Source organism: Burkholderia sp. BCC1985 (assembly GCF_905339915.1).
Classification (GTDB): Bacteria; Pseudomonadota; Gammaproteobacteria; order Burkholderiales; family Burkholderiaceae; genus Burkholderia.
In genome coordinates, this window is record NZ_CAJPGY010000003.1 from 1 (window position 1) to 26,542 (window position 26,542).

Annotated in this window: 26 protein-coding genes; 14 read left to right on the forward strand and 12 right to left on the reverse strand. The window is 65.9% G+C overall.

Annotated elements, in window-relative coordinates; translation table 11 throughout:
• The coding region (locus U4Z31_RS03415; RefSeq protein ID WP_321809420.1) for a hypothetical protein at positions 1 to 238 on the reverse strand (238 nt) is incomplete at its 3' end.
• A 44-nt stretch (positions 239 to 282) separates the two neighbouring features.
• Here U4Z31_RS03415 and U4Z31_RS03420 point away from each other — a divergent pair.
• The 4 genes from U4Z31_RS03420 to U4Z31_RS03435 all read left to right on the forward strand — a co-directional run bounded on the left by U4Z31_RS03420 (position 283) and on the right by U4Z31_RS03435 (position 5,752).
• Positions 283 to 1,533 carry an MFS transporter gene (locus U4Z31_RS03420; protein ID WP_321809421.1) on the forward strand — a complete coding sequence of 417 codons (1,251 nt, stop codon included), beginning with the start codon at positions 283 to 285 and terminating at the stop codon, positions 1,531 to 1,533.
• A gap of 586 nt (positions 1,534 to 2,119) precedes the next feature.
• Positions 2,120 to 4,315: a TonB-dependent siderophore receptor gene (locus U4Z31_RS03425; protein ID WP_321809422.1), complete on the forward strand. Its 2,196-nt coding sequence runs from the start codon at positions 2,120 to 2,122 to the stop codon at positions 4,313 to 4,315.
• A gap of 46 nt (positions 4,316 to 4,361) precedes the next feature.
• Positions 4,362 to 5,045, forward strand: coding sequence for a Fe2+-dependent dioxygenase (locus U4Z31_RS03430; RefSeq protein WP_124492195.1), 684 nt, complete (start codon positions 4,362 to 4,364; stop codon positions 5,043 to 5,045).
• A complete protein-coding gene (locus U4Z31_RS03435) occupies positions 5,042 to 5,752 on the forward strand; it encodes a PepSY-associated TM helix domain-containing protein (protein ID WP_321809423.1) in 711 nt (236 codons plus the stop codon). Before U4Z31_RS03430 ends, U4Z31_RS03435 begins: the two co-directional genes overlap by 4 nt.
• An 18-nt stretch (positions 5,753 to 5,770) precedes the next feature.
• Here the strand turns inward: U4Z31_RS03435 and U4Z31_RS03440 are convergent, their stop codons facing one another.
• The 5 genes from U4Z31_RS03440 to U4Z31_RS03460 form a co-directional block, all read right to left on the reverse strand.
• Positions 5,771 to 6,139 (reverse strand): YbjQ family protein, encoded by a 369-nt coding sequence (locus tag U4Z31_RS03440; RefSeq protein ID WP_044847755.1) that lies wholly within the window; start codon positions 6,137 to 6,139, stop codon positions 5,771 to 5,773.
• Between the two features lie 110 nt (positions 6,140 to 6,249).
• Positions 6,250 to 7,503: a M20/M25/M40 family metallo-hydrolase gene (locus tag U4Z31_RS03445; protein ID WP_321809424.1), complete on the reverse strand. Its 1,254-nt coding sequence runs from the start codon at positions 7,501 to 7,503 to the stop codon at positions 6,250 to 6,252.
• Between the two features lie 76 nt (positions 7,504 to 7,579).
• On the reverse strand, positions 7,580 to 9,292 hold the full coding sequence (locus U4Z31_RS03450) for a M36 family metallopeptidase (RefSeq protein ID WP_321809425.1): 1,713 nt from the start codon (positions 9,290 to 9,292) through the stop codon (positions 7,580 to 7,582).
• Between the two features lie 474 nt (positions 9,293 to 9,766).
• Entirely contained in the window at positions 9,767 to 10,711 is a 945-nt protein-coding gene (locus tag U4Z31_RS03455; protein ID WP_044847758.1) for a GlxA family transcriptional regulator, read from the reverse strand.
• 136 nt (positions 10,712 to 10,847) lie between these two features.
• Positions 10,848 to 11,810, reverse strand: coding sequence for a helix-turn-helix domain-containing protein (locus U4Z31_RS03460; protein WP_321809426.1), 963 nt, complete (start codon positions 11,808 to 11,810; stop codon positions 10,848 to 10,850).
• Positions 11,811 to 12,051: 241 nt separating this feature from the next.
• Between U4Z31_RS03460 and U4Z31_RS03465 the strand changes: the two genes are divergently transcribed.
• The 7 genes from U4Z31_RS03465 to U4Z31_RS03495 all read left to right on the forward strand — a co-directional run bounded on the left by U4Z31_RS03465 (position 12,052) and on the right by U4Z31_RS03495 (position 16,523).
• Positions 12,052 to 13,209 carry an amine dehydrogenase large subunit gene (locus U4Z31_RS03465; protein ID WP_321809427.1) on the forward strand — a complete coding sequence of 386 codons (1,158 nt, stop codon included), beginning with the start codon at positions 12,052 to 12,054 and terminating at the stop codon, positions 13,207 to 13,209.
• Positions 13,210 to 13,216: 7 nt separating this feature from the next.
• Positions 13,217 to 13,774 carry a MauE/DoxX family redox-associated membrane protein gene (locus tag U4Z31_RS03470; RefSeq protein WP_321809428.1) on the forward strand — a complete coding sequence of 186 codons (558 nt, stop codon included), beginning with the start codon at positions 13,217 to 13,219 and terminating at the stop codon, positions 13,772 to 13,774.
• Positions 13,771 to 14,406 (forward strand): methylamine dehydrogenase accessory protein MauD, encoded by a 636-nt coding sequence (gene mauD, locus U4Z31_RS03475; protein WP_321809429.1) that lies wholly within the window; start codon positions 13,771 to 13,773, stop codon positions 14,404 to 14,406. The genes U4Z31_RS03470 and mauD overlap by 4 nt, the downstream gene beginning before the upstream one ends.
• Positions 14,407 to 14,445: 39 nt before the next feature.
• Positions 14,446 to 14,991 (forward strand): methylamine dehydrogenase light chain, encoded by a 546-nt coding sequence (locus U4Z31_RS03480; RefSeq protein ID WP_321809430.1) that lies wholly within the window; start codon positions 14,446 to 14,448, stop codon positions 14,989 to 14,991.
• Complete coding sequence (locus tag U4Z31_RS03485; RefSeq protein ID WP_321809431.1) at positions 14,988 to 15,488, forward strand: cytochrome c; 501 nt, start codon at positions 14,988 to 14,990, stop codon at positions 15,486 to 15,488. The genes U4Z31_RS03480 and U4Z31_RS03485 overlap by 4 nt, the downstream gene beginning before the upstream one ends.
• 41 nt (positions 15,489 to 15,529) lie before the next feature.
• A complete protein-coding gene (locus U4Z31_RS03490) occupies positions 15,530 to 16,012 on the forward strand; it encodes a c-type cytochrome (protein WP_185733771.1) in 483 nt (160 codons plus the stop codon).
• A gap of 133 nt (positions 16,013 to 16,145) precedes the next feature.
• Complete coding sequence (locus U4Z31_RS03495) at positions 16,146 to 16,523, forward strand: RidA family protein (RefSeq protein ID WP_044847766.1); 378 nt, start codon at positions 16,146 to 16,148, stop codon at positions 16,521 to 16,523.
• Positions 16,524 to 16,560: 37 nt separating this feature from the next.
• On the opposite strand, the gene U4Z31_RS03500 is transcribed toward U4Z31_RS03495, so the two are convergent.
• The 6 genes from U4Z31_RS03500 to U4Z31_RS03525 form a co-directional block, all read right to left on the reverse strand.
• Positions 16,561 to 18,087 carry a CHAD domain-containing protein gene (locus U4Z31_RS03500; RefSeq protein ID WP_321809591.1) on the reverse strand — a complete coding sequence of 509 codons (1,527 nt, stop codon included), beginning with the start codon at positions 18,085 to 18,087 and terminating at the stop codon, positions 16,561 to 16,563.
• 25 nt (positions 18,088 to 18,112) lie between these two features.
• Positions 18,113 to 19,900: a SulP family inorganic anion transporter gene (locus U4Z31_RS03505; protein WP_321809432.1), complete on the reverse strand. Its 1,788-nt coding sequence runs from the start codon at positions 19,898 to 19,900 to the stop codon at positions 18,113 to 18,115.
• Positions 19,901 to 20,137: 237 nt separating this feature from the next.
• Complete coding sequence (locus tag U4Z31_RS03510; RefSeq protein WP_321809433.1) at positions 20,138 to 21,112, reverse strand: alpha/beta hydrolase; 975 nt, start codon at positions 21,110 to 21,112, stop codon at positions 20,138 to 20,140.
• An 82-nt stretch (positions 21,113 to 21,194) separates the two neighbouring features.
• Positions 21,195 to 21,533: a muconolactone Delta-isomerase family protein gene (locus tag U4Z31_RS03515; protein WP_044847812.1), complete on the reverse strand. Its 339-nt coding sequence runs from the start codon at positions 21,531 to 21,533 to the stop codon at positions 21,195 to 21,197.
• A gap of 43 nt (positions 21,534 to 21,576) precedes the next feature.
• Positions 21,577 to 22,053, reverse strand: a complete 477-nt coding sequence (locus tag U4Z31_RS03520) for a hypothetical protein (protein WP_124666915.1) — start codon at positions 22,051 to 22,053, stop codon at positions 21,577 to 21,579.
• Positions 22,054 to 22,058: 5 nt separating this feature from the next.
• A complete protein-coding gene (locus U4Z31_RS03525; protein ID WP_044847770.1) occupies positions 22,059 to 22,604 on the reverse strand; it encodes a tautomerase family protein in 546 nt (181 codons plus the stop codon).
• A 104-nt stretch (positions 22,605 to 22,708) separates the two neighbouring features.
• Here U4Z31_RS03525 and U4Z31_RS03530 point away from each other — a divergent pair, with 104 nt between their 5' ends.
• The 3 genes from U4Z31_RS03530 (at position 22,709) to U4Z31_RS03540 (ending at position 26,514) form a co-directional block, all read left to right on the forward strand.
• Positions 22,709 to 23,746 (forward strand): GlxA family transcriptional regulator, encoded by a 1,038-nt coding sequence (locus tag U4Z31_RS03530; protein WP_321809434.1) that lies wholly within the window; start codon positions 22,709 to 22,711, stop codon positions 23,744 to 23,746.
• A 205-nt stretch (positions 23,747 to 23,951) separates the two neighbouring features.
• Positions 23,952 to 24,944 carry a carbon-nitrogen hydrolase family protein gene (locus U4Z31_RS03535; protein ID WP_321809592.1) on the forward strand — a complete coding sequence of 331 codons (993 nt, stop codon included), beginning with the start codon at positions 23,952 to 23,954 and terminating at the stop codon, positions 24,942 to 24,944.
• 190 nt (positions 24,945 to 25,134) lie between these two features.
• Entirely contained in the window at positions 25,135 to 26,514 is a 1,380-nt protein-coding gene (locus U4Z31_RS03540) for an epoxide hydrolase family protein (RefSeq protein WP_321809593.1), read from the forward strand.
• The last annotated feature ends 28 nt before the right edge of the window (positions 26,515 to 26,542 follow it).

Here is a 26,542-nt window from a genome sequence, read left to right on the forward strand (position 1 = left end):
TATTCATTTGTGCGATTTGAGATTTCATACTGCAGAACGCAGAACGCAGAACGCAGAACGCAGAACGCCGGCCCTCTCTACCCGGAAATCGGCTAAAGACATTTTTGCGCGATGCGGCGCGGTTCGGCGTTGCATTGTGCCGCGCGGTGCGTGCCATGGCGGCCGAATCAGCATCGGCATCCGATAGCCATCCGGCAAGGTTTCGGCGGTTGAAGCTATCATCGCGCTTTGGCCGCATCGCGTATCGGCGATCGCCGGCCTTCCCTCCACGACGTCTCGCCGATGACCACCCCGTTACCCGAATCCACTTCGCCGTCGCCGTTACCCGTCAACCTGTTCCGCCACACACCGTTCCAGCGCTTCTGGGGCACGCGCGTGATGTCGTCGCTCGCTTTCCAGATCCTGTCGGTCGCGATCGGCTGGTACGTCTATGCGCTCACGCACAGCGCGTTCGCGCTCGGGCTCGTCGGGCTTGCGCAGTTCGTGCCGATGTTCGCGCTGACGCTCGTCGTCGGGCAGGTGGCCGACCGCTACGACCGCCGGCGCATCGCGACGATCTGCCAGGGCGTCGAGGCGCTGGCCGCCGGCGTATTCCTGTTCGGCGCGGCGCAAGGCGGGCTCACCGCCCCGGGCGTGTATGCGCTGGCCGCGATCGTCGGCACCGCGCGTGCGTTCGAATCGCCGTCGGTGTCGTCGCTGCTGCCGGCCGTCGTGCCGCGCGGCGACCTGCCGCGCGCGACCGCACTGTCGACGTCCGCGAACCAGGCCGCGCAGATTCTCGGGCCCGCGTTCGGCGGGGTGCTGTATGGCGTCGGCGCGCCCGCGGCGTTCGGCACGAGCGTCGTGGCGTTCGCGATCGCGGCCATCCTGAGCGGCACGATTCCGCTGCGCAGTGCGCCGCCGGCGCGCGAACCGGTCACGCTGCGGTCGGTGTTTTCCGGCATCGCGTTCATCCGGCGCGAACTGGCGATCCTCGGCGCGCTGTCGCTCGACCTGTTCGCGGTGCTGTTCGGCGGCGCGACCGCGCTGCTGCCGATCTACGCGCGCGATATCCTGCAGGTCGGCCCGTGGGGGCTCGGCGCGTTGCGCGCGGCGCCGGCGGTCGGCGCGCTCGCGGGCACGCTGTGGCTCACGCGCTTTCCGCTGAAAGGGCGGCCGGGCCGCGCGATGTTCGGCGGCGTGATCGCGTTCGGCATCGCGACGATCGTGTTCGGGCTGTCACGCAATTTCGTGGTGTCGCTCGTCGCGCTGGCGGCGCTCGGCGCATCGGACGTGGTGAGCGTCGTCGTGCGCCTGTCGCTCGTGCAGCTGCGCACGCCCGACGACATGCTCGGCCGCGTGAGCGCGGTCAACTCGCTGTTCATCGGGACGTCGAACCAGCTCGGCGAATTCGAATCCGGCGTGACGGCTGCGTGGTGGGGTGCCCCGGTGGCGATCGTCGTCGGCGGCGCGGCGACGATCGCCGTCGCGCTGACATGGATGCGGTTGTTCCCGACCTTGCGGAACATGACGTCGCTGGAGCGCGATCATTGAGTCGACGTCAGCGGGGCGATGCGTTTACCGTTCACGGGAAACCGGCCTCATGCGTCGCGATTCATTTCAAATTGCTTTCTTGTTTCAATCGAATTCCAAACGGCATTCGGCCTGGATAATCATCTGAACAATCAATCCGGCGACTGTCGTTTCGCGTGATGCGAGGTATCGGAGCTGAAAGCGGTGCGCATCATCGAGCGCGCCGAGGATGAAATCCGAAAAGAGGCTGATACTTCAGTGCCTTGCTGCACAAGGCTCCCAGCCCTAAATTTGTCAGACTGAATATCCCGACCAATTACAAAAGCCATTCATATAATTACATAAAACTTTCCGTAATTTTTCGAAACATCGTGCTTTCGTATGATGAAGCGGGTATCAATTGAAACGAAAAGAAATATCTGGAATGATACCGATTCTCATTTTCATGACCGCGGCGTCGACTGCGCTGCCGGTCACTCGTCAACCGTAGCCAGCTAGTGTCGCCGTCGGTCTGATCGTCGGCGGCCAGCGAGCCAGCGTATCCGTGCCTCGTGCGCGCGTCGCCGCGCGTCCACGCGGGGCGGTTTCAAATTCCGACTGGATTTTCATGCCGAACAAGACCCCGTTCGCGAGTGCGCTCGCGCTGGCCTTTGCTTTGCCTATCGCTTCGCCTGCATTCGCGCAGAGCACGAGCGCCGAGTCGGCGCCGGCCGTCACCGCGAAACCGGGCAGTGCGACGCCGGCCGCGAGCGACACGCTGCCGACGGTCAACGTGGCGGGGCAGGCCGTGCATCAGGACTTCCAGGCCGAGCGTTCGACCGTCGGCGCGAAAACCCCCACCGCGCTGCGCGACATTCCGCAGTCGGTCACGGTGATCAACAAGGCGCTGCTGGAATCACAGGGGCTCACGTCGTTCCAGGACGCGCTGCGCAATGCGCCGGGCATCACGATCGGCGGCGCGGAAGGCGGGCAGATCGGCAACAACATCAACCTGCGCGGCTTCACCGCGCAGAACGACATCTATCTCGACGGCTTCCGCGACCGTAACCAGTACTACCGCGACACGTTCGATCTCGATTCGGTCGAGGTGCTGTACGGCCCGTCGTCGATGCTGTTCGGGCGCGGCTCGACGGGCGGCGTGATCAACCAGGTGTCGAAGAAGGCGAACCTGAAGCCGTCCGCCGAAGTGTCGACGACGCTCGGCACCGACGACCACTACCGCACGAGCGTCGACCTGAACCGGCCGCTCGGCGCGACCTCCGCGTTCCGCATCAACGCGTTCGGCCAGTCGCTCGGCTCGACGCGCGACGTGATGAAGAACAAGGACTACGGAATCGCGCCGGAGCTGCGCTTCGGCATCGGCACGCCGACGGAGATCACGCTGTCCGCGCTGATCCAGCACAACTACGACATGCCGGACTACGGCGTGCTCGCGGTCGACGGCCATCCGGCGCCGGTGTCGAAGCACACGTTCTACGGCCTCACCGACGACCGCACGATCCAGGACGTGCAGACGGTGTCCGCGCGCATCGATCATCGCGTCAACGACGCGCTGACGATCAGCAACCGCACGTCGTTCTCGCACTCGATGACCGATGCGCGCGAGACGGCCGCGAACGCGGTGCTGACCGGGCCGCTCGCGTCGAGCACCGCGCTCGCGAACGGCAACTACACGTCGTTGCCGATGTCCGCGCTGTACGTGAAGCTCGCGAGTCACGATCGCGTGATCGAAAACCATTCGGTCGACAACGACACGATGGCGCATTTCAAGTTCGACACCGGCTTCGTGAAGCACGACCTGATCGCGGGCGTCGAGGTCGGGCACGACAGCTACACGAACCAGGCGTACACGCGCAGCGGCCTGCCGATCCTGTCGCTGATCGATCCGGCCTATCTGTCGTCGAGCGCGTCCAACGCGACGCAGACGCCGGCCAACCACGCTGAATCGGGCGCGACGACGCTCGCCGCGTACATGAACGACACGGTGTCGATCGGCCGCGACTGGAAGTTCGTCGGCGGCCTGCGCTGGGATCGCTTCCAGGCGCATCTCGCGAACACGGTGAGCGCGCCGGGCTACGCGTCGCAGACGAACTACTTCACGAGCGTGCGGGCCGGCGTGATCTACCAGCCGACCGAATCGCAGTCGTACTACTTCTCGTACGGCACGTCGTTCAACCCGTCGCTCGAGACGCTGACGGTCACGAACAACACGCAGAACCTGTCGCCGGAACACACGAAGTCGTACGAGGTCGGCGGCAAGTGGGATCTGCTGAACGACAACCTGTCGGTCACGTCGGCGCTGTTCCAGCAGGAGAAGAGCAACGCGCGCACGCTGACGTCGACGGGTGAATACCTGCTCGAGGGCGACATTCGCGTGCGTGGCTTCCAGGCGAGCGTGACTGGCCACATCACGCCAAAGTGGCAGGTGTTCGGCAGCTATACGTACATGAACGGCGTGATCCTGAGCGCGCTCGACGGCACCCAGGGCAAGACGCTCGCGAATACGCCACGCAACACGTTCACGCTGTGGACTACGTATGCGTTCACGCCGCACTGGGAAATCGGCGGCGGCCCGACCTACATGTCGGGTCGCTACGCGGCGAACACGAACTACGTGCAGGTGGGCGGCTATACGCGCTGGGATGCAACGGCCGCGTATCACGCGAAGCAGTGGGACCTGCGCCTGAACCTGCTGAACCTGACCGACAAGTTCTATTACGATGCGCTGATCCAGTCGGACGGCGGCCGCGCGGTGCCGGGCGTCGGACGCACGTTCCTCGCGACGCTCGACTACCGGTTCTGACCGCACGCGTGCGATCGCCGCGTCATTCGATGAAAAAGGTGGAACGATGCTTGTACACATCCCGAACGTGCTGACACCCGAGCAGGTGCGCACGGTGCGTGACCGGCTCGACCAGGCGGGCGACGCGTGGGTCGACGGCCGCGCGACGGCCGGCTACACGGGCGCGCCGGTCAAGCGCAACCAGCAGATCGCCGAGCATGCGCCGATTGCGCGCGAACTGGGCGACGCGATCCTCGCCGCGGTCGAGCGCAATCCGCTGTTCATCAGCGCGGCGCTGCCGAACCAGGTCTATCCGCCGCTCTTCAACCGCTACGAAGGCGGGATGACGTTCGGCAGTCACGTGGACGGCGCGGTGCGCGTGCTGCCGAACGGCGTGAAGCTGCGCACCGACGTGTCGGTCACGCTGTTCCTGTCCGCGCCGGACGAATACGACGGCGGCGAACTCGTGATCGAGGACGCGTATGGCGTGCAACAGGTCAAGCTGCCCGCGGGCGACATGATCGTCTATCCGGCGACGAGCCTGCACCAGGTCACGCCGGTCACGCGCGGCGTGCGCGTCGCGAGTTTCTTCTGGGTGCAGAGCCTCGTGCGCAGCGATGCACAGCGGGCGCTGCTGTTCGACATGGACACGGCGATCCAGCGGCTCAACGCCGGCGGCGCCGATACGCAGGCGTGCCGCAGCCTGGTCGGCTGCTACCACAATCTTCTGAGAATCTGGAGCGAGACGTGAGCGTTGCCGATCCCATCGACATCGACGCGGCATCCGCGTCCCGCATCGCGCCGGGCGTGTGCCCGGCCGGCTCCGGCGGCACGCGTTCGCGCCGCGGCACCTTCATCAAATGGCTGCGCAAGGTGCACGGCTGGATCGGCCTGTGGGGCGCGGCGCTCGGCCTGCTGTTCGGCACGACGGGTTTCCTGCTGAATCATCGTGCGCCGCCGCTGCGCATCCAGACCGGCGCGCCGCGCGTCGAGACGTTGCGGCTCGGCGTGCCCGATCCGCGGCCCGCGTCACCGCGCGCGCTCGAGCAATGGCTGCGTGCGCAACCGGATCTGCATCTGCCCGAACGCATGGGCCGCGTGCAGAAGGAGCCCGCGCATCCGGTCGCATGGGGCGACCGCGAAACCGTGCAGCCGGAGCACTGGCAACTCGTGTTCGCGTCGCCGCATGAAAACGTCGCGGTCGACTACTGGATCGGCAGCGACACGATGACGCTCAAGCGTACCGGCAACGGCACGCTCGCGTGGCTGACGAACCTGCACAAGGGCGTCGGGACGAGCATCGGCTGGGTGCTGCTCGTCGATACGCTCGCGGGCGCGCTGATTCTGCTGTCGCTCACCGGCGTGCTGTTGTGGACGGAGCTGAACAAGCGCAAGACGATCGGCGTGGTGCTCGTGATCGGCTCGATCGTCGCGATCGTGTGTGCGGCCAGCGCATAAGCGCATAACGGCTGACGGTCAGACGCCGGCGTCGCGCGCGACCTGTACGGCCGTGCCGTAGCAGATGACTTCCGTGACGCCCGACCCGATCTCGGTCGAGTCGTAGCGCATCGCGACGATCGCGTTCGCGCCGAGCTTGCGCGCGTCGGCGAGCATCTTGTCGAACGCCTGCTGGCGCGCCTTCTCGCACAGCGACGTATAGAGCGTGATGTTGCCGCCGAAGATGGTTTGCAGCGCCGCGCCGAACGAGCCGACGATCGAGCGCGAACGCACGATGATGCCCTGTGCGACGCCGAGCGAGCGGACGATCGTGTGGCCGGGCAAATCGAATGCGGTCGTGACGTGCTCGGGCGAGAGGGCGTCGACGGAGCGGGAGAAATCGGTCATGGCGGAGCACCGTGGTGCGGAAGTGATCGAACGACGATTCTATCCGGAACGGGCAACGCGCTCGACCGGGCGCGCATGATGCACGCGCCCGCCCGGGCGGCTCGAGCCGGTCAGCGCTTGACGGTCGTACTGCCGTCGCCGCCGAGATCGACCGCATACGCAAGCGCCAGCTTGCCGAACTTCAGCGCGTGGTTCGCCTGCCGGTCCGAATTCTCCAGCGTGTCGTTCACGGTATGGATATAGGGACTGTCGTTCTGGTCGGCCTCGAACGGGAACGACGCCGGATAGCCTTGCGCATGCCACGACGCGTGATCCGAGCACGCATAGCCGCATTGCGACGTGCCGATCGCGAGCTCGGGCAGGTAGGTCTTCGCGAGGTTCGTGAGGTAGGTGTTCTGCGCGGCGTTCGTGTAGTCGGTGATCAGATAGATGTCTTTCGGATCGCCCTGGTAGTTCGTCATGTCGAGCTGCAGCACGCCGACCACGTTCGCGTTCTGCGTGCGGAACTGCTTCGCGATCGCCTTTGACCCGAGCAGGCCGGCTTCCTCGGCCGCGTAGCCGACGAACTTGATCGTCCGTTTCGGCCGGTAGCCGTTCGCGAGCAGCACGCGCAGCGCTTCGGTCAGGCTGGCGATGCCGGACGCATCGTCGTCGGCGCCGGGCGAGCGCGTGTTTTCCGTCGTGCGGCCGACCGTCGAATCGAGGTGGCCGCCCAGCACGATCGTGCCCGCGGCCGGATCGCTGCCGCGGATCGTCAGGATCACGGCCTTCTGCGGAAAGCCCGCATGCGTGAACTGCTCGACGGCGATATCGGTGCGCGAGCCGGCCAGTTGCCGCCACTGCAGCGCGAGCCAGTCCGACGCGGCGACGCCGTGCGACGTCGTGTAGTAGCGGTTCGTGAAGCCGGACAGCGACGTGATCGTGCCGACGATGTTGCTGGCCTGCAGTTGCTGGATCCAGGTCTTGATCTGCGGCGCGTTCGATACCGGGTAGGCGGGCACGGCCGCCTGTTTCGCGAATGCCGCGGGCACCGGCTCCAATGCCTGCCGTGCGTCGTCGAACGAGTCGTGCACGATGTAGCCGGGCCCGTGGCCGCGCGCATGGTGGACAGCATGGGCGAGTTCACCGAGTCGTGAATCGTCGATCTCGACGATATGCACGGTTTCGCGGCGCACGGCGCCGTCGGCCGTCTTGCCGGTGTCGACCGCCGTGCTGTACTGCGCGGTTGCGCTCGCATCGATGCGTTGAAGCTGGCGGAACGCGGTGTCGCCGAGCGTGATCCACACCGGCGTCGCGTGCGCGGCGGCGGTCAGCAGCATGCCGCCGAGCGCGGCGCTCAGGCGGGTCAATGTCAGAGTAGGCATGTTCGATCTCATGAGGATGGCGATGTCGAGGAAGAGGGCGCGCGCACGTCGTGCGGCGCCCCCGCCTGCTGCGGAATTACGACTTCTGCGGCACGGTCACGCCGTACGTGCAGCTCTTGTTGTATGCATTGCCGATCGCCGTGAGTTGCGCGCTGCTGTAGCCGAGCGCGGCCGCTGCCGTCAGCACCGCCTGGGCGGCGGCCTTCTGGTTCGTCGAGCTGTTGGTCATCGACAGCCCTTTCAGGAAGGCCTTGTCCATCGCCTGCGCGCCGATCGCGTCGCGCGCGACGAGGTTGCACGACGCCCAGTACTGCCCGGCCGTGTGGATCTCGGCGCCGCGTGCCTGCGCGTAGGTGCGCCCGACGTTCCAGTTCGTCACGCGGCCGCCCCAGTATTCGTTGTGGCCGTCCCAGTTGTAGACCCAGTGATACTGCGCGTCGGACGGGCTCCATTGATTGAAGTCGCGGCTGTACGCGGCGGCGAGATAGTCGCCCGTGCCTTCCGACAGGCCTTCCTGCTGCGACAGGCCGCCGTTGGTCACCCAGTCGTGGATGCCGTGGCCGAGCTCGTGGATCACGACGTCCGCATCTTCCGCGTCGTCGACGCCGCCCTGGCCGAAGGTCAGCCGGCCGCTGCTCGACGAGTACGACGAGTTGTCGTCGCCCGATTCGCCGTGCGGGTCGTACTGCACGCCGCCCGTGTACTGGTAGGGCAGCGCCTTGATGCCGAGCGTCTGGTTCACGTAACGGAGGAACGTGTCGATGTGGTAGTACGTGTTCACCGCCTCGAAATACAGGTTGCCGCGCGTGAACTCGAACGTCGGCGTCGCCTGCGCCGGACACGCGTTGTCGCGCGGCGCATCGAAGTCGACGCACGACGCATACGGGCCCGACAGCACGTAGCGCGAGTTCGACTGCGCGAGATCCTTCAGTGTCACGCGCACGCGCGCGGCCGTGAGCTGGGTTGAATCGGCGTCGTTGCCGTCCTTGTAGCCCGTGCTGCCGTAGCTGCTCTTCGTCGACGAAAGCGGATCGGGCCGGAATACGAAGCCGGTGCCGTCGGTCGCATAGAACGCCTTGTCCTCGGCGCGCAGCACTTCGCCGCTATCCGCGTCGATCAGCAGTTCCCAGTCGCCCTTCGGGCCGTCCTGCGGGCGGCCGCGTACCTTCCATGCGGTATGCGTGCCGGCCTTGTCGACGAACGCGACGCGCTGTGCGTCGAGGTTCGTGAAGCCGCTGACGCCGAGATACGCGCGGGCGCGGTCGAGCGCCTGCTGTTGGTCGACCGCCTGTGTCTTGTGCGCGGTGACGACCACGCCGTTGATCGTGTTGCTCGCGACGTACAGGATGCGGCCGTCCTTCGCGACCGTCACCGCGATGTCGCTGCCGTACACGGGCAGTCCGGCCGCCTGCTGCTGGAAGCGCACGACGGTGAAATCGGCATCGCTGCGCTCCGACGTCACCGCGAGGCTCGCGAGCGCGGCCGGGTCGAGCCCGAGCTGCGTCGCCTGCGCCGCGACGAAATCGCGCGCGGCGGCCGCGGGCGTGGCGGCCGCCTTGTTCGCGCGATAGGCGGGGTTGTACAGCGTGACGGCGACGCCGTCGGCGCGGAACTGCCCGGCGGCGGTATCGGCCTTGGCCGCGGCCGGTGCCACGCCGCGCGTCAGGCTTTCGCGCAGGCTCGACGCCTGCGGGTTCGCGACCTTGGTATCGGCCGCGCTGCCGCCGACGATGCCGAAACCGAGCGCGAGACCCAGGGCGAGCGGCAATGCTTTGCGTGATGTCTGCATGGGTGATCCTCATCTCAACGGTTGGACACGCCCGCGCGCTTATGGCGAGCAGGCACGACACGGCTCGCGCGCCGGCTCGATGGAACCGGTGCGGCGAAGCGGTGCTCGGAGATTCGACTGACTGAGGATAACTAAGCGTCAGGTCGAAACGAATCGGAACGCAATGGCGGCGGGGAAGCGAACGGCAGGCAGGTGCGGCGACGGTGAGGCGAACATCGTCATGTCATACCCCTCGGAATTGATATCGGTCTGGCAGCCTGCGTGGCGCGACATGCGTCGGGCCCGGGCTCTCATCTCCTTAGGGCTGCCTATCTAATTGCGAGGTATGTTACAGAATATTTTCGGCAACTTTGCAATTTATTTTCGAAGGCCGCTTCGGTGCGTCGATCAATCGGCGGCATTATTGAGCGAATGGCGGGGAACGCTGCCGGCGCGTGCAATGGCGCGCCGGATTGTACGCAAAAGCGGCGCCGTTCAGCGCGTCGCGCGGCGGTCGCTGCGCGGGCTCACGCCGAAACGCGAGCGATACGTGCGCGAGAAATGCGACGGCGATTCGAAACCGCACGCAACGCACACCGACGTGATGCTCATGTCGGTCTGCTGCAGCAGCTCGCGTGCGCGATCGAGGCGCAGGTTCAGGTAGAAGCGCGTCGGCGTGTCGTTCAGCGTCGCGCTGAACAGCCGTTCGAGCTGGCGCCGCGTGATCGCCACGTCCTGCGCGAGCGCATCGGAGCCGAGCGGGGTTTCCATGTGCCGCTGCATCGTGTCGATCACCTGAATCAGCTTGCGGTTGTGCACGCCATAGCGCGCGGCGATCTCGAGCCGCTGGCTGTCCGAGCGTTGCCGGATGCGGCTCACGACGAACTGTTCGGAGATGGCCGCCGCGAGATCGGCGCCATGCCGCCGGCCGATCAGGTCGAGCATCATGTCGATCGACGCGGTGCCGCCCGCGCAGGTGATGCGCCGGTCGTCGATCTCGAACAGTTCCTGCGTCGCGTTCAGTCCCGGGTAGCGCTCGCGGAACGCGGCGAGCGCTTCCCAGTGCAGCGTCAGCGTTTGCGATGCGTCGAACAGCCCGGCTTCCGCGAGCACGAAGCTGCCGGTGTCGATGCCGCCGAGCGTCGCGCCGTGCCGGTTCTGGCGGCGCAGCCAGTCCGCGAGCGCACGGTCGTAGCACACGAGCGGATCGAAGCCGGCGACGACGAACACCGTCTCGACCTGTGCGACATCCGCGTACGCGGCTTCGGCCGCGACCGGAATGCCGTTGCTCGCGGCGACGGGCGTGCCGTCCGCGCTGATCACGTGCCAGCGGTACAGCTCGGTGCGAAAGCGGTTCGCGACGCGCAGCGGTTCGACCGCCGACATGAAGCCGAGCGCGGAGAAGCCGGGCAGCAACAGGAAGTGGAAATCCTCTGGCATCGGGGCGTGGGGTGGAAGCGGGTGGTCGTCACGTACTGCGCGGCGCGGCGCGGCGAGCGGGCAGGCCCGCGCGCACCGCGCTCGGCTCGCGGAAGCCGGACGTTCAACGCACGATTATCGCGGTTTTTGCCGGCGCTCAGCGCGTTTTTGCGCCGCGCACCGTCCGGCGCGCCGTCGTCGAAGGCAGTTCGCCGAACTGGGCCCTGTACGCGTTCGCGAAATGCCCGAGGTGGATGAAGCCCCAGCGCGCGGCCGCCTCGCTGATCGGCAGGTCCGACTGCCGCGTGTCGAGCAGCAGGCGTCGCACCTGCGCGAGGCGCAGCGAGCGCGTGTAGTTCAGCGGACCGGTCTGCACGACCGACTGGAAGCTGTTCTGCATCGTGCGCCGGCTCACGCGCAGCTGCGTACACAGGCTCAAGATGTCGACGGGCGCTTCCGGGTGCTCGATCACGTAGTCATGCACGCGCCGCACGATGTCGGCGTGGCACGCATGCGTGAGGCGGTGTGGCGGCTCGGGCATCCGGTAGGTCAGGAGATCGACGAGCACGTTGGCGACCTCGCCGCGCAACTCGGACTGCGCACGCGCCGCATCGAACGTGGCGGGTGCCGACAGCACGCGTTCGAGCAGTGTCGCGAACTGCAGGCTCGCGCGTTCGCGTGCGGCGACCGGCACGTCGACGACGCCGCGCCGCAGCGCGCGCTCGTCGACCCGGACGTCGGCGGCATCCTCGATCTGCTGCATCAGCTCGGCGTCGACGACCACGCCGATCAGCGACATGTCGTCGGGTGAATGCAGTTCGAAAGGCGAGCCGCCGCGCGCCATCACGATCGTGCCGTGCTCGATGCGCGCATCGCCGAAGGCGAAGGTGCCCGAGCCGGTGAGCGGCATTCCGAATACCGTATGGCCAGCCGGCAGGCGCCCGCGCTGGATGACGCGCACGTTCGCCGCTTCCTGGAACAATTGCACGCCGTCGAGCTCCACGTGCTTGACCGTGCTGCGATACGAGCCGCAGCCGATCTGGTCGTAACGCTGATCCCAGCCGCGCAGCGCCTCGGCATGCCGGTCTGCGTCGTCGAACATCTGGTGAAACACGAGCACGGCGCCTCCGGCGGTCGTTCGGACCGCGCAAGATTAAACCGACCGGGCGGTCGGTGCAATACGGATGAGCGCTATTCCGGCAGGGGTTCTGGCGGGGTCGGATGGGGCGCGCCGCAGGTGCCTTTCAGGCGGTTTTCCAATATCCCGAATCGGCACGCACGCGTTGCCGGTCCGGGTGCTGAACCGATTTATTGTCGAACTACAGTCGCCCCACATTACCTGAATCCCAACTGGAGGCGACATGAGAACAAGGCGACGCACCGCGGCTTTCGCGGCGACGCTGGCGTTCGCGGCGGCGTGGGCCGGCAGCGCGGACGCGACGGAAAAGCCCGAGGAACTGGTCGTGCAGAAGATGCCGCCGTGGCATCCGCACGCGGTGTACGTCGTGGACATCGCGATGCCGACGATGACCGACGGGCGCATCTTCGTGTACGACGCCGACGCGAAGAAGCTGCTCGGCCAGATCGACGGCGGCTTCGCGCCCGGCCTCGCGATTTCGCCCGACCGCAAGACGAGCTTCATCGCGACGACCTATTTCTCGCGCGGCTCGCACGGCACGCGCACCGACGTCGTCGAGATGACCGACAACACGACGCTCGATCACACCGGAGAGATCGTGATTCCGGCGAAGCACGGGCAGCACGTGCCGTCGCCGTACAACACCGCGTTCAGTGCGGACGGCAAGCGGCTGTACGTCGCGAACATCACGCCGGCCGCGTCGGTGACGGTGATCGACGCGGTGTCGAAGCAGGTGCTGTCCGAGATCGACACCGCGGCATGCGTGCTTGCGTATCCGTCGGGGAACGACCGCTTCACCGCGCTGTGCGAAAGCGGCAAGGCGCTCACGGTCACGCTCGACGCGAACGGCGAGGAGGTGAAGCGCACGATGTCCGATGCATTCATCGACGTCGACAACGATCCGGCCTTCATCAACGCGTCGCGCTACCAGGGCGGCTATCTGTTCACGACGTATCACGGCAACGTGCGCAGCGCCGATTTCAACGGCGCCAGGCCCGCGTTCGGCAAGTCGTGGTCGCTGCTGACCGACGCCGAGCGCGCCGAAGGCTGGCGCCCGGGCGGCATGCAGCAGACGGCCGTGCAGGTCAGGCAGAACCGTTATTACGTGCTGATGCACAAGGGTGGTGACGGCACGCACAAGGATCCCGGCACGCAGGTGTGGATCTACGACCTGAAGACGAAACAGCGCGTCGCGCGCTGGGATCTCGCGCAGCAGAAGGTCGATCCGCTCGTGTCGATCCAGGTCAGCGAGGATGACAAGCCGCTGTTCTACGGGCTGACGGGCACGTCCGATCTCGTCGTGATGGACGCGCACAGCGGCAAGCTGCAGCACGTCGAGAAGCAGATCGGCAGTACGCCGACGCTGCTCGTGAATCCGTGAGGCCGCGATGACGCTCGATCCCGTACTCGCCACCAGCGCGCAGGCCGGCGCGGCCGTCGTCGTGTTGCTCGGCGCCTTCGCGAAGATGCGCCGGCCCGGGGCGTTCCGGCAGGCGCTCGCCGGCTATCGCCTGCTGCCCGATGCGCTCACCGCGTCCGCCGCGTTCGCGATTCCGCTCGCCGAAGCCGTCTGCGCGGCGGCGCTGCTGTTTCCCGATACACGCATGACCGGCGCGCTCGGCCTGATCGCATTGCTGCTCGTGTTCGCGGCCGGCATGACGATCAACATCCTGCGCGGCCACACCGACATCGACTGCGGCTGTTCCGGTTTTGCCGATGCCGCGCGCACGGATGCGCCGCGCGGCATCGGCTGGCTGCATGTCGCGCGCGTGCTGCTGATCGTCGTGCTGGCCGCGACCGCGCTCGTCGAGCCGGGCAGCCGCGCGGTCGTGTGGTTCGACTACCTGACGCTGTTCTCTTCCGTGCTGCTGATCGTCTGCGCGCTGCTCACCGTCGACGTGCTGCTCGCCAACGTACCGCGCCTTTCCCACCTGAGGAATTCATGATGCAAACCGCTCTCACCGTTTCCACCGCCTTGCTGTGGCTCGCCGTGCTCGGGCTCGGCGCGATCTGCCTCGCGCTCGTGCGCCAGATCGGCATCCTGTACGAACGCATCATGCCGGCCGGCGCATTGATGATCGACAAGGGGCCGGCGGTCGGCGCGATCGCGCCCGCCTTCGAGCTGACCGACATTCGCGGCTCGCAGGTGAAGGTCGGCGGCATCGATGCAGCGGGCAAGGCGACGCTGCTGTTCTTCCTGTCGCCGACGTGCCCGGTCTGCAAGAAGCTGCTGCCGCTGCTGCCGTCGCTGCAGGCGAGTGAGTCGACGCCGGTGAACATCGTGCTCGCGAGCGACGGCGATCCCGACGAACACACGCGCTTCGCGCAGAAGCACGACCTCGCGCGCTTCCCGTACGTGCTGTCGCAGGAGCTCGGCCTCGCATACCAGATCGGCAAGCTGCCGTACGCGGTGCTGCTCGACGACACCGGCACCGTGCGCGCGAAGGGGCTCGTCAATACGCGCGAGCATCTCGAGAGCCTGTTCGAAGCGAAAGAGCGTGGCGTCGCATCGCTGCAGCAGTTCGTGCACGGCGATCACGACCACGACGGCCATCAAGAGCACGCGCAGCACGCGTGATCGGCCGACCTTCCTTCAACGTCAACGGAGAACAACGGAATGGGCCTGTTTGATTCATGGTTCGAACGGTCGGCGCGTGGCGTCGCGCAGCATAGTTCGCGGCGCAGCGCGATGGCGAAGCTCGGCAAGGTGCTGGTGGGATCGGCGATGCTGCCGCTGTTGCCCGTCGATCGCACCGCGTACGCGGCTGACGCGGCCTCGGGTGCATCGGCGGCGTCCGGTGCCGACGCATCGGGCGCGAGCGACGATCCGATGGGCTGCGACTACTGGAAATACTGCGCGATCGACGGCTGGCTGTGCAGCTGCTGCGGCGGTACGTCGAGCAGCTGCCCGCCGGGCACCACACCGTCGCCGATCACGTGGATCGGCACCTGTCGGAATCCGCACGACGGTTCGGACTACATCGTGTCGTACAACGATTGCTGCGGCAAGACGTCGTGCGGCAAGTGCTTCTGCAACCGCAACGAGCGCGAGAAACCGCTGTACAAGCTGTCGCTGAACAACGACATCAACTGGTGCATGGCGAACGGTAATTCGAATTACCACTGTTCGGTTTCGGTCCTGCTGGGAGCGGCAAAGCAATGAAAGTGAAGCAAGCTGGAAAGATCGTGGCGGGCGTGGCCGCCGCCGCCGGGTTTCTGATGCTGCCGGGCGAGGCCGGTGCGCAGCAGGCCGTTCATTACCCGGCGGGCAAGAGCCTGTTCGACGCGCAGTGCGCGGTGTGCCACCAGGCGGGCGGCAAGGGGCAGGACGGCCTCGCGCCGCCGCTGACCGAGTATCCGGGCAAGTACGCGACGGCCGACGCGGGCCGCGCGCAACTCGTCGCGACGCTGTTGCACGGGATGTTCGGCGCGATCGAGGTGCACGACAAGCGCTACAACTTCAAGATGCCGTCGTTCGCGAGCGCGAGCGACGACGACATCGCGAACGTGCTCAACTACGTCGTGTTCGATCTCAACGACCGGCACGGCGACGCGAAGCCGTTCACGGCAGCCGACATTCGCGCGGCGCGGGCGAAGGAGATGGACGGCACGGCCGTTCACGCGCAACGGGCGATCGTGACGAAGGGGCTGGGGCTGTGAATGCGGCCGGCATTCGGCGTCGTGGCGGGCGTACGGCGGCGTTGCGGATCGGCTCGTTCGTGACACGCCGTCTGTCTTCGGCGCTGGTGGTTGCTGTCGCGACATGTGCGATTGCAGCTCCCGCGCATGCCGACGGCGCGGCCGACGCGACGCTCGCGCGGCAGCACTGGGTCCTCAACTGCATGGGCTGCCACACGGCGACGGGCGGCGGCATTCCGGGCAAGGTGCCGCCGCTCGCGAACTCGCTCGGCTATTTCACGCATCTGCCGGCCGGGCGCGAATACGTGATGCGCGTGCCCGGCGCGTCGAACTCGGCGCTGTCGGACCAGGATCTCGCCGACGTACTGAACTGGGTGCTCACGACGATGAATCGCGATGCGCTGCCGCGCGATTTCAAGCCCTATACGGCTGACGAAATCGCCGCGCGTCGACGGCCTGCGTTTTCCGATGTCGCGACGGTGCGTGCGAGGCTCGTGCGCGAATTGCACGAGCGCGGGATCGACGGTGTGTCCGAGCGCTACTGATTGGCGACGACGAGGCGACGCAGCATGTCGCGGCGCTTCGGTCGCGAACACCGGATTGGCAGCGCGCGGGTTCCGCGCTACGCTCTTCGTCATTGGCCGGCGCATGCGCCAGGCGGATCGAACGGAGGTTCAAATGGCAATCGAATACTTCGCAGAAAGCAACCCCGTCACGCGAAACCTGCCTCGATCGTTGGCGACCAAAGCCGGCGATCTGGTATTCGTATCCGGTCAGGTGGCGAGAAACGAAGACGGCAGCATCGTTGCCGGCGGGATCGAAGCGCAGACGCGTCAGACGTTGAAGAACGTCGCACACGTACTCGCGCTGGCAGGATGCACGCTCGGCGACGTCGTGAAAACCACCGTCTGGCTCGAAGACGCGCGCGACTTCGCCGAATTCAATCGCGTCTATGCGGAGTTCTTCCCCGAGAACAAGCCGTCACGCTCGACGTTGCAGGCGACGAACATGGTCGGCACCAGGATCGAGATCGAGGCGATCGCGTGCAAGCCCTGAGTGCCATCGCGCCACGTCGATGCGGCCGCGTGCCGCTTCAGTGCGGCGGCGACAGCCGTTTGAAGCGGCTCCACAGCTGCTTCAACGTCTGATGATCGGCCGCGGCACGCGCGGCCAGAAAGCCGCGAGCAAAGCCCGCGCCCGGCGCGGCGTCGGGTGACGTGCGAGGCAGCGCCTTCAGAAACTGCTCGGCGACCACGGCATCGTTACGCCAGCCCAGATCATCCTGAAGTTCGGACAGCGCGTCGACGTACGAGCGGACGGCTTGCTTGCGGCACAGCGACGCGAAGAATTCGGTGGCATACCGGACCTTCTTCGCCGCGATGCGCGCACGGTGACGCCGGTGATCGTCGAGATCGGCCAGCCTCTTGCCGCGTTTGATCAGTTTCCGGTGCCGGCGACGCAGAACCTCGTGAGCAAACGGACTCGCCGGCTGCATGATGGCATCGCGCCGTTCGTCAGGCATCCCGTCCCGCCAGCCCTTTCGGTTCACCCATGACGCGAGCTGTAACGCGAGCCGCGTGTAGCGAACCGATCCGACTGCGGAAGCCGCGCGCTGGCGATTGACGGCGGCAATGCGCTTGCAGGCGTTCCGCACTGAACGGATCTCGTCCGGATTGCCGTTCGTGCCGGCATGGTCGAGCGTCGCTCCGGCAAGCACTTCCCAGTCGCGCGCGGCGCCGAGCTCGCCGGCGATCCAGCGCAGTTCGTCGTCAAGGCCGGGATACGCGGGAATCACTTTCGCGAACAGGTCGAGCGCCGAACGCAGGCGACGCAGCCCCACCCGCATCTGATGCACGCTCGACGGATCATGACCGGACTCGACACCGCGTTCGTTGGCGCGGATCTGGTCCAGGCAGTTGCGCACGATCCGGCAGAACGCGTCTTCGATCGAATCGTGCTTCTTCAGTTGCACCGGTTGCGCCTTGACGGCCGGCTGGTGCTCGGCGACGAGCAGCCCGTACCCGAGATCGGCCTTGCTCTCGTGATCGATGCGCAATGGCGCGATGTCGAGCAATTTCAGTGCGATGCCGTACAGGTTTTCGGGGCGGCCGCGTTTCAGTTCCAGTTCGATCGCGGCGATCGGGACCGACTTCGAATCCGCGTCGACCGTCCCCTTGTCGAGCGCGACCTCGACTTCATCGCCGGAAGGCAGGCGCAGCGGTAGAACCCGCCGCTTGATCCGCGTGACGAACACGGGCTGAAGATCCGGTGCCGTGGCCTGGTCGCGAACCAGGCGGCCACACTCGGTGTCGTCGGGGAGCGTGTCCCGCAGCCGTGTCAGATCGGGGACGTCGCCGTCGACGGGCGTCTCGAATTCGTCCCGCTCGAACAGGCCGGCCCGGGCCGATCCTTCCAGTTTCAACGTCTGGACTCTGCGGTTGCCGGCCGCACGCACCCGCAGGGAAGCCGCGCACCGGTGAAATGCGAGCGTGGCAGTGTCGAAGTACGTGCTCGTCAGCTGTTGAGTCGCGCCGGCGCCGTTGGACTGCGCAAGCAACGGCGCGTGGCGCAACTTGTCGAGGTTCTTTGCGGAAACCCGCAGCTTCAGCTCTCGTTCCATACCGCCTCCGATATGTTGCCGACCATCAGTCCCCCGCCGATCCCCGGGAGTCTTCCCAGTCGTGCCACTCGATTCGATGCATGTCCACATAACGACTTACCGCTGCGCCGATCGTCGGAAAGAAGTTGTCGTCGCCGAACATGCTGTACATGCCGTAATGCCTGAGGCTGTCCTTGACGGGGCCTTTCAGCTCCGCGAAGACCAGCTTGACCTGCCGGGCGGCAAGTTCGAGATGCAGCCGTTCGAGCACATCGGCAGCCGTGAGGTCGATGTCGGTCACGGGCTCCGCCGCGATGACGATCCAGCGTGCCGGCTCCGGCGATTCATCGACCGCGCGCAACACGCGTTCCCGAAAGATTTCGCCGTTCGCGAAAAAGAGCGGCGCATCCCAGCGCAGCAGCACGAGCCCGGGCACGCGCCGCGCGTCCGGATGGCGCGACACGTCGTGATAGCCCTTCCTGCCGTCGACCCGCCCGAGCACGGCATCGTAAGGCCGCCACGCGCGCCACAGAAACGACAGCACGGTGAGCAGCAGTGCCAGCGCAATGCCGTTCACGACCCCGACGGCTGCAACGCCGACGAAGCACGCCACCGCCTGCACGAACTCGCTTTTGCGGAGCCGATAAAGCCGCACGACGCCGCGCACCTCGATCATGTTCACGCATGCCGCGATCACGACGGCGGCCAGCGCGGATTGCGGCGTGTGCGCAAGCGCGCGCGGCGCGAACAGCAGCAGTGCGGCAACGACCGCGGCAGCCACCACGCCCGTCGCCTGCGTCTTCGCGCCCGCCGCTTCCGCGACGGGCGTGCGTGACCCGCTCGCGCTCACCGCGAACCCTTGCATCAGGCCGGCGGCGAGGTTCGACAGCCCGAGCGCGATGCATTCGTGATTCCGGTCAACGCTGGTGTCGTTGCGCAGTTCGTAGGTGCGGGACAGCACGCTGATATCCGTGAACGAAACGAGCGCGATCGCCGCTGCGCTTCCCGCGAGATGCAGCCAGCCGTCGAGGCTCACGTCGGGGATGCGCGGCACCGGCAGGCCTTGCGGGACCGCACCGACGGTTGCAACGCCGGCGCGCGTCGACAGATCGAACCACATTACCACTGCGGTCGCGCCCGCCACGGCGAGCAGTACACCCGGCAACCTGGGCCAGAGCCGTTTGCACACGAGTATCAGCGCGAGCGCGGCGACGCCGAGTGCGAACGACGTTGCGTTCACCTTCGATGCCGCGATGCCGGCGGCCACGTCGCGCACCTGCTCGATGAACGATTCGCCGCTGCCCTTGTAGCCGAGGAGCTTGGGCAATTGTCCGATGCTGATCGTCAGCATGATGCCGTTCAGAAAGCCGTACCGGATGGGCAGCGACAGCAACTCGGTGACGAATCCGAGCCTGAGCACTCCGACCGCGATGCAGATCGCGCCCGCGAGTATCGCGAGCGCGCCGGCAAGGGCCAGCGCATGCGCGGCATCGCCGTGAGCAAGCGGCGTGATGCTTGCGGCAATCAGCGCGACCAGCGCGGAGTCGGGGCCGAGCACGAGGATGCGGCTGGGGCCGAAGAGCGCATACGCGAGCATCGCGGCAAGCGACGCATAGAGCCCGTTGACGGCGGGCAGGCCGGCTGCGTTCGCGTACGCCATGCCGGCGGGCACGAGCACGGCACTGAGCGTGACGCCGGCAAGCAGATCGTGCGGCAGCCAATGCAATCGATACGTGCGCGCCGCGGCGAGTCCGTTGATCCACTGCAGCAGGCCGGCATCGGGCTTGCGGGGCGGGCGGGCCGTGTGCTGGCGGGCACGGCTTTTGATGTTCATCGCAGGACGTCAGGGAACCCGGGCGGAATCGTTCGTTACGTCCGCCGGTATCGTTAAAGATTATGTTCCCGTGCCCTCGGAGCGCAAGCCCGGTTTCACGATGTTGCGTTTCGGCGCGCCGGTCTGACAGTCCGGCTACTTCGCCGAACACTTGCCCGATCCAGGCTGGCGATGGCCGAAGTGATCGGCGGTGCGGGTGAATCGCCGGCGGGAGAGGCATCGTCCCGCCGTTGTCCGTTACTCGGTCCCGCGATCGCTCGCCGCGCCGAACGAAGCCCGAACTTCGTTCGCCGTCCGGGCGGGCGCCTGCAGATGCGGAAAGTGGCCCAGTTCCGGAAGAATCGAAATGTTCACCCCGTTTCGGTCCGCGTACTCGATGCCCATTTCCTTCTTGATATAGATGTCCTTCCCGCCCCACACGACCTTCACGGGGACTTTCAGCTTTGCCATATTGGCTTCGAAGTAGTCCTGGTCCCGGGTGAAGCTTGCGTAGTAGTGGAAAAAGGCGTCGGCCGCGGTCAAGTCACCGTCCCATCCCTTCGCCACGTCGTCCATGAATTCCTCGGGCAACGTGTAGCGCTCGTCATCCTCCATGCCCCGGAAGAACGTGTTTGCGAGGATTTCGTCGCGATTCCTGTTCATGGCGGCGCGCACGATATCCGACGAAGGCTTCGACTTCAGGCCTTGCAGGCTTTCGTACATATATTGCGGCCGGTTGAACGGGGCAAAGTCGCCAACGATGATTTCCCGCGCGATATCCGGTTGTTCCAACGCTGCCAGCAGCGCCGGAAGCGCACCGATATCCGTCGCATAAATCAACAGTCTCGAACCATCGATGCCCGACGTTCGGATGTAGTCTCTCAGCACACGGGCATAGTCGCTCGGCGCGTACGAAAAGCGATCGGCGCGCGGACGCGACGATTGCCCGTAGCCTGGCCAGTCGAACGCATGGACCTCGTAGTCGCTGGACAGTGATTCGGCAATCGGCTTCCATGCATACATTGTCTCGGGGAAGCCGTGCAGGAACAGCACGATGCCCTTCGATCGTGCGGGGCGGTAGACCATGCAGCGCAGCGTGATGTCGGCATTGACCTGGACGTCGCCGACGTCGACCGTGGGTTCCGGCGACGACGGCGCCGGCACGGTCGGGCACGTTGAAGAACTCGCAGCGGCGGCGGGAGAGGCGGGTGTTTTCGTTACGGGTCGAGTCATGATCGAGGATCTCGTTCGGTGCGACATCGCGCGGCACAAGTTGCGCTTCGCTGTTTCGAAAGATGGCGGGGTGCAGGGGGTTCTACTGAGCCGCCGGAGGATTCAAGAGCTTGCTCAATGGCTTGAGCGGGCCGATCGGGAGCAGCGTGAACGTCATGAGGTGGGCCTTCCCCAACGGGAGTCGTTCCAGCATTTCATGCGCTTCACCCGTGTCCGTCACGTTCAGGACGAACGCGACCCCGGGCCGGTCCTGCAGGGAATACCACTGATCGATCTTGCCCGCGAGATACAGCTGTGTCGTCTCGCGGACTTCGGTCGGAAGAATGGTCTGGACGTGCTGCATGTCCGTGCCGGGAGGAAACGTGCCGATCGCCAGTATCTTCGTGGTGGGCGTGGTCGGCAACGCAGCGGAATGTGCCATGGAGACTCCTGCCAAAGCGAGCAGCAAGCATGCTGCCGTCAAATCAAGAAGAAGGCGTTTCATCCTGCGGCCCCGGACCCGGTGGCGGGACGGCTGCCGCATTGAGCGCGGCGGCTTCCCGTTCCGACAGATAACACGCGCGAAAGCGCTCGTCCACGCGCTCGCGCATCAATTGCGAGAAGAGTAGTGCGGCATCGAGCGGTCGATGATTGATGACGACGGAATCCGTATCGCCTTGCTCGTTCATATGGGCGACGACCACCGTCTCGATCGGCACGCCATTGATACGTGAACGATAGGATTCCAGATAAAGATCGTTGCCGATCATGCCTTTGTAAGCATGCTGCTGGAACTCGTAGAGCGAGACCGCGTGCTTGATCACCGAGAGAATGTCGGCTCGCCCGTCGATCGGGCGCTTCAGCACGGTGGCTTCCAGCGTCGCGTTTTCGGCCAGGCGCGCCAGCCACCGCGGCGGACCGTCGGCGGGTGCCATCATCGGGGCCGTGTCGTTGAATTTCATGGCGGTTACTCCTTGCACGCGTTGCGCGTGACACCTGCGTTTGCGGCATCGAGCGCTGCCGCGAGTGCAACGCGTGCCTTTTCCCGGCGCCGTCGCGCAAGGCGCTCGGTGCCCGCGTCGCGCTCCGGTTCGCCCGCGAGCAGCGCGTGGATATCGGGCAGCGTCCAGATCGCGCCGCGCGTTCCCCACGCACCGTCCGGGATCTCGGTCGGAAAAATCCAGACGCGCGGTGCGACATCGTCGAACGGCCGGCCTTCCGCGCGTGCCACGGCTTCCGTGACGCGTCGGACGAGCGAGCGGCGCGATTCGTCGGTGTATTGCCCTTCGGGAACCGAAGGAATGATCCGGTAGCGCACCGTATCGGTACGTTCGCCGCCGATGTAGATCGCGGCCGGCCGGTGCAGATGGAATACGGTCACGCGCTGAACGACCGGGCTCGCGGGATCGTACCCTTCTGCTTCGATGAGGATATCGGTCAGTTCCCTGACGAGGCGGGCTTCAGCATCGGGCGTCAGTGCGTGGTCGGGCCACATCGCATCGATCATCGGCATGGGATGCTCCTGGTTTCGGTTGATCGGATGGCGCCATCGTCGCGGTTTACGCGGACGCAGGAAAGTGGCAGCATCGCCACTATCAAAGGAAATTCGGACACGCAATGGCGATCATCCGCATCTGGGTCTATGACGGAATCCTGGCGTCCGGCGTCGCGGGCCCGGTCGATGTCTTCAGCGCTGCAAATCAGTTCCATGCGCGCCGGGCGGAACCGGGCGCGCGGTCCGCGCCGTTGTTCGCATGGCGCGTGGAGTCGCTCGACGGGCAACCGGTGAAGGCGGCGTCAGGTCAGATCATTCCGGTCGACGGCAAGATCGACCCGCGCAAACGAGCCGACGCCGTGCTGCTGACGGCACCTTTCTTTTCGCGGATCGACGAGTTCCTCGGGCATCGCGAGCAGTTGAGCGAACTGACTTCCGCACTGCGGCGTCAACACAAGGCCGGCGCGATGCTCGCCGCGTATTGCACGGCGAATTACCTGCTTGCCGAGGCGGGCCTGCTGGATGGCCGCGTCGCGACGACGCACTGGGCGAGAGCGGCGGATTTCGCGCGCCGCTATCCGCGTGTCGAAGTCCGCGCGAACGAGCTGCTGCTCGCGCAAGACGGGATCATCTCGGGCGGCTCCGTCACGTCCTATCTGAACCTCGCCGTGCATCTCGTCGAAGCCTGCGCCGGCGGAGAACTCGCGACGATGACCGCGAAGGCGCTGTTGATCGACATGAACCGGACGTCGCAGGCCTCCTTTGCCACGCTGCTCGACGAACACGGGCATACCGACACGCTCGTGGCGCGCGCTCAGCAGCGGATGGAAGCGACATTGCAGCAAGGATTCCGGCTCGGCGATCTGGCGGCATCGCTTGCCGTCAGCGAACGCACGCTCAATCGTCGCTTCAAGGAAGCGGTCGGCCTCGCGCCGTTGACGTATCTGCAGAATCTGCGGGTCGAGGTTGCGAAACGTCTGCTGGAAACACGGCCGATCGGGCTCGAGGACGTGAGTCAGCGCGTCGGTTACAGCGATGTCAGTACGTTCCGGCAATTGTTCAAGCGCAAGACGGGGTTGTCGCCGAGCGAATATCAAGTGCAGTTCTCGCGTGCGGCGGCAAAGAGCGTGCAAGCCGAACCACGCGATCGGCGCGATTGAGCGTCGCGACGTCGCGTTACCGATCGCGTCAGGTCAGGGCCGCTCCGGTCGCCCCCTTTCTTTGTATCCCGAAGTATCTGCAACAGACGCGGATACGTACGCATACATATCGCCGACTTTCCGACAAGAACGGGATACGTTCGCCTGCTCCAATGCGCCTGTCGCGAGCGGAGTGCCGCACCGCGCATCGTCCAAGGAGTGTGTCATGAAAGTCGTCAAGGCCGCCGCTGTCCAGTTCAGCCCGGTGCTCTACAGTCGTGAAGCCACCGTCGCCAAGGTCGTGGAGAAGATCCACGACCTTGGCCGGCAAGGTGTGCAATTCGCCACTTTTCCCGAAACGGTCGTCCCCTATTACCCGTATTTCGCGGCCGTTCAGACGGGCATCGAACTGCTGTCCGGTACCGAGCATCTCCGGCTGCTGGAACAGGCCGTCACCGTGCCGTCCACCGCGACCGATGCGATCGGCGAAGCAGCACGCATGGCCGGCATGGTCGTGTCCATCGGCGTCAACGAGCGCGACGGCGGCACGCTGTACAACGCGCAATTGCTGTTCGACGCGGACGGGCAACTGATCCAGCGCCGTCGCAAGATCACGCCGACGCACTTCGAGCGCATGGTTTGGGGGCAGGGCGACGGATCGGGGTTGCGCGCGGTCGACAGCGCCGTCGGCCGTATCGGGCAGCTCGCGTGTTTCGAGCACAACAATCCGCTCGCGCGCTACGCGATGATTGCCGACGGCGAGCAGATTCATTCGGCGATGTATCCGGGTTCGGCCTTCGGGGAAGGCTTCGCGCAGCGCATGGAGATCAACATCCGGCAGCATGCGCTCGAGTCCGGCGCGTTCGTCGTCAATGCAACGGCGTGGCTGGATGCCGACCAGCAGGCGCAAATCATGAAGGACACCGGTTGCGCGATCGGGCCTATCTCGGGCGGCTGCTTCACGACGATCGTGTCGCCCGACGGCATGTTGATGGCCGAGCCGCTTCGATCGGGCGAGGGCGAGGTCATCGTCGATCTGGACTTCTCGCTGATCGACCGTCGCAAGATGCTGATGGATGCGGCCGGTCACTATAACCGCTCGGAATTGCTGAGCCTGATGATCGACCGTACGCCGACCGCGCATGTTCACGAACGCGTCGCGCAGCCGGTGGCCGGATATGAAGTGGGCGTGGACGATTGGCGTGCCGCTGCTGCGTGATGCGCGGGCTTGCCCGGCCGTGCTGAACATTCGGCTTGCCGATCGGGTCGGGCAGTCGCAGTATGGATCGCCGCATGACCGCACATTTTTTGATCGCAATATGTGCATATGCATATAAAGGTGTGACGAAATCTTTCCTTGAAAGGTGTGTGATATGAAAACGAACGCTGCCGATGACCGGCCACTCCTGATGTCGGGCGCCGAAAGCGCGCCTGCCGGCGCCGGTCGCAACGTGACGACGTCGTTGTCGCGCCGACGCTTTGTCGGTATCGCGGCCGCCGCACTGGCGGCCGGCTCGCTGAGCCGCCTGGCGCTCGCGCAGACCAGCCCGGCAATCGGCACCGCGGAACCCGCACGCGGTGACAGATCGGCGATTCGGCCGTTCCAGGTGCATGTACCCGACGCGCAGCTCGCCGACATGCGGCACCGCATCAACGCGACGCGTTGGCCGGACCGCGAGACCGTGGCCGACGAGTCGCAGGGCATTCAGCTTGCGACCATTCAGGCGCTCGCGCGGTATTGGGCGAGCGACTACGACTGGCGCAAGTGCGAAGCGACGCTGAATGCGTACCCGCAATTCGTGACCGAAATCGATGGCCTCGACATCCACTTCATCCATGTGCGATCGAAGCACGAGAATGCGATGCCGTTGATCGTGACCCACGGCTGGCCCGGCTCCATCATCGAGCAGTTCAAGATCATCGCGCCCCTCGTCGATCCGACCGCGTACGGCGCGCCGGCGTCGGATGCGTTCCATCTCGTGATTCCGTCGCTGCCCGGCTATGGCTTTTCGGCGCGCCCCACGACGACGGGATGGGGGCCGGAGCGCACGGCGCGCGCATGGGTGACGCTGATGAAACGGCTCGGCTACGCGCGCTTTGCTTCGCAGGGCGGGGACCTCGGCGGCATCGTCACGAACATCATGGCGAAACAGGCGCCGCCTGAACTGATGGGCATTCATGTGAATTTCCCGGCGTCCGTGCCGGCGGAAATTCTGAAGTCGCTGACGGCGGGCGATCCCGCACCTGCCGGCTTGTCGGACGACGAGCGGCACGCATATGAACAGCTGAGCGCCAATTTCAAGAGGAAGCGCGGCTACGCGATTGAAATGGGTACGCGCCCGCAGACGTTGTACGGACTCGCCGATTCGCCCGTCGCGCTGGCGTCGTGGCTGCTCGACCACGGGGACGGTTACGGCCAGCCGGCGGCGGCGCTGAGCGCGGCCGTGCAGGGTCGCCCGGTCAACGGCCACTCGGCCGGCGCGCTGACACGGGACGACGTGCTCGACGACATCACGCTTTACTGGCTGACGAACACGGGCGTCTCGGCGGCGCGTTTCTACTGGGAATCGCATGCGAACTTCTTCCTTGCGGCCGACGTCGGCGTGCCGGCGGCGGTGAGCGCGTTTCCGGGGGAAAACTACCAGGCGCCGCGGAGCTGGACCGAGAGGGCTTATCACAATCTGATTTACTTCAACAAACCGGCAACAGGCGGGCACTTCGCGGCATGGGAAGAACCGATGATCTTCGCGAATGAAGTGCGTGCCGGGTTGAGACCGTTGCGCGCGTGACGGGCGAAGCGCTCCGCCTCGTTTGCGG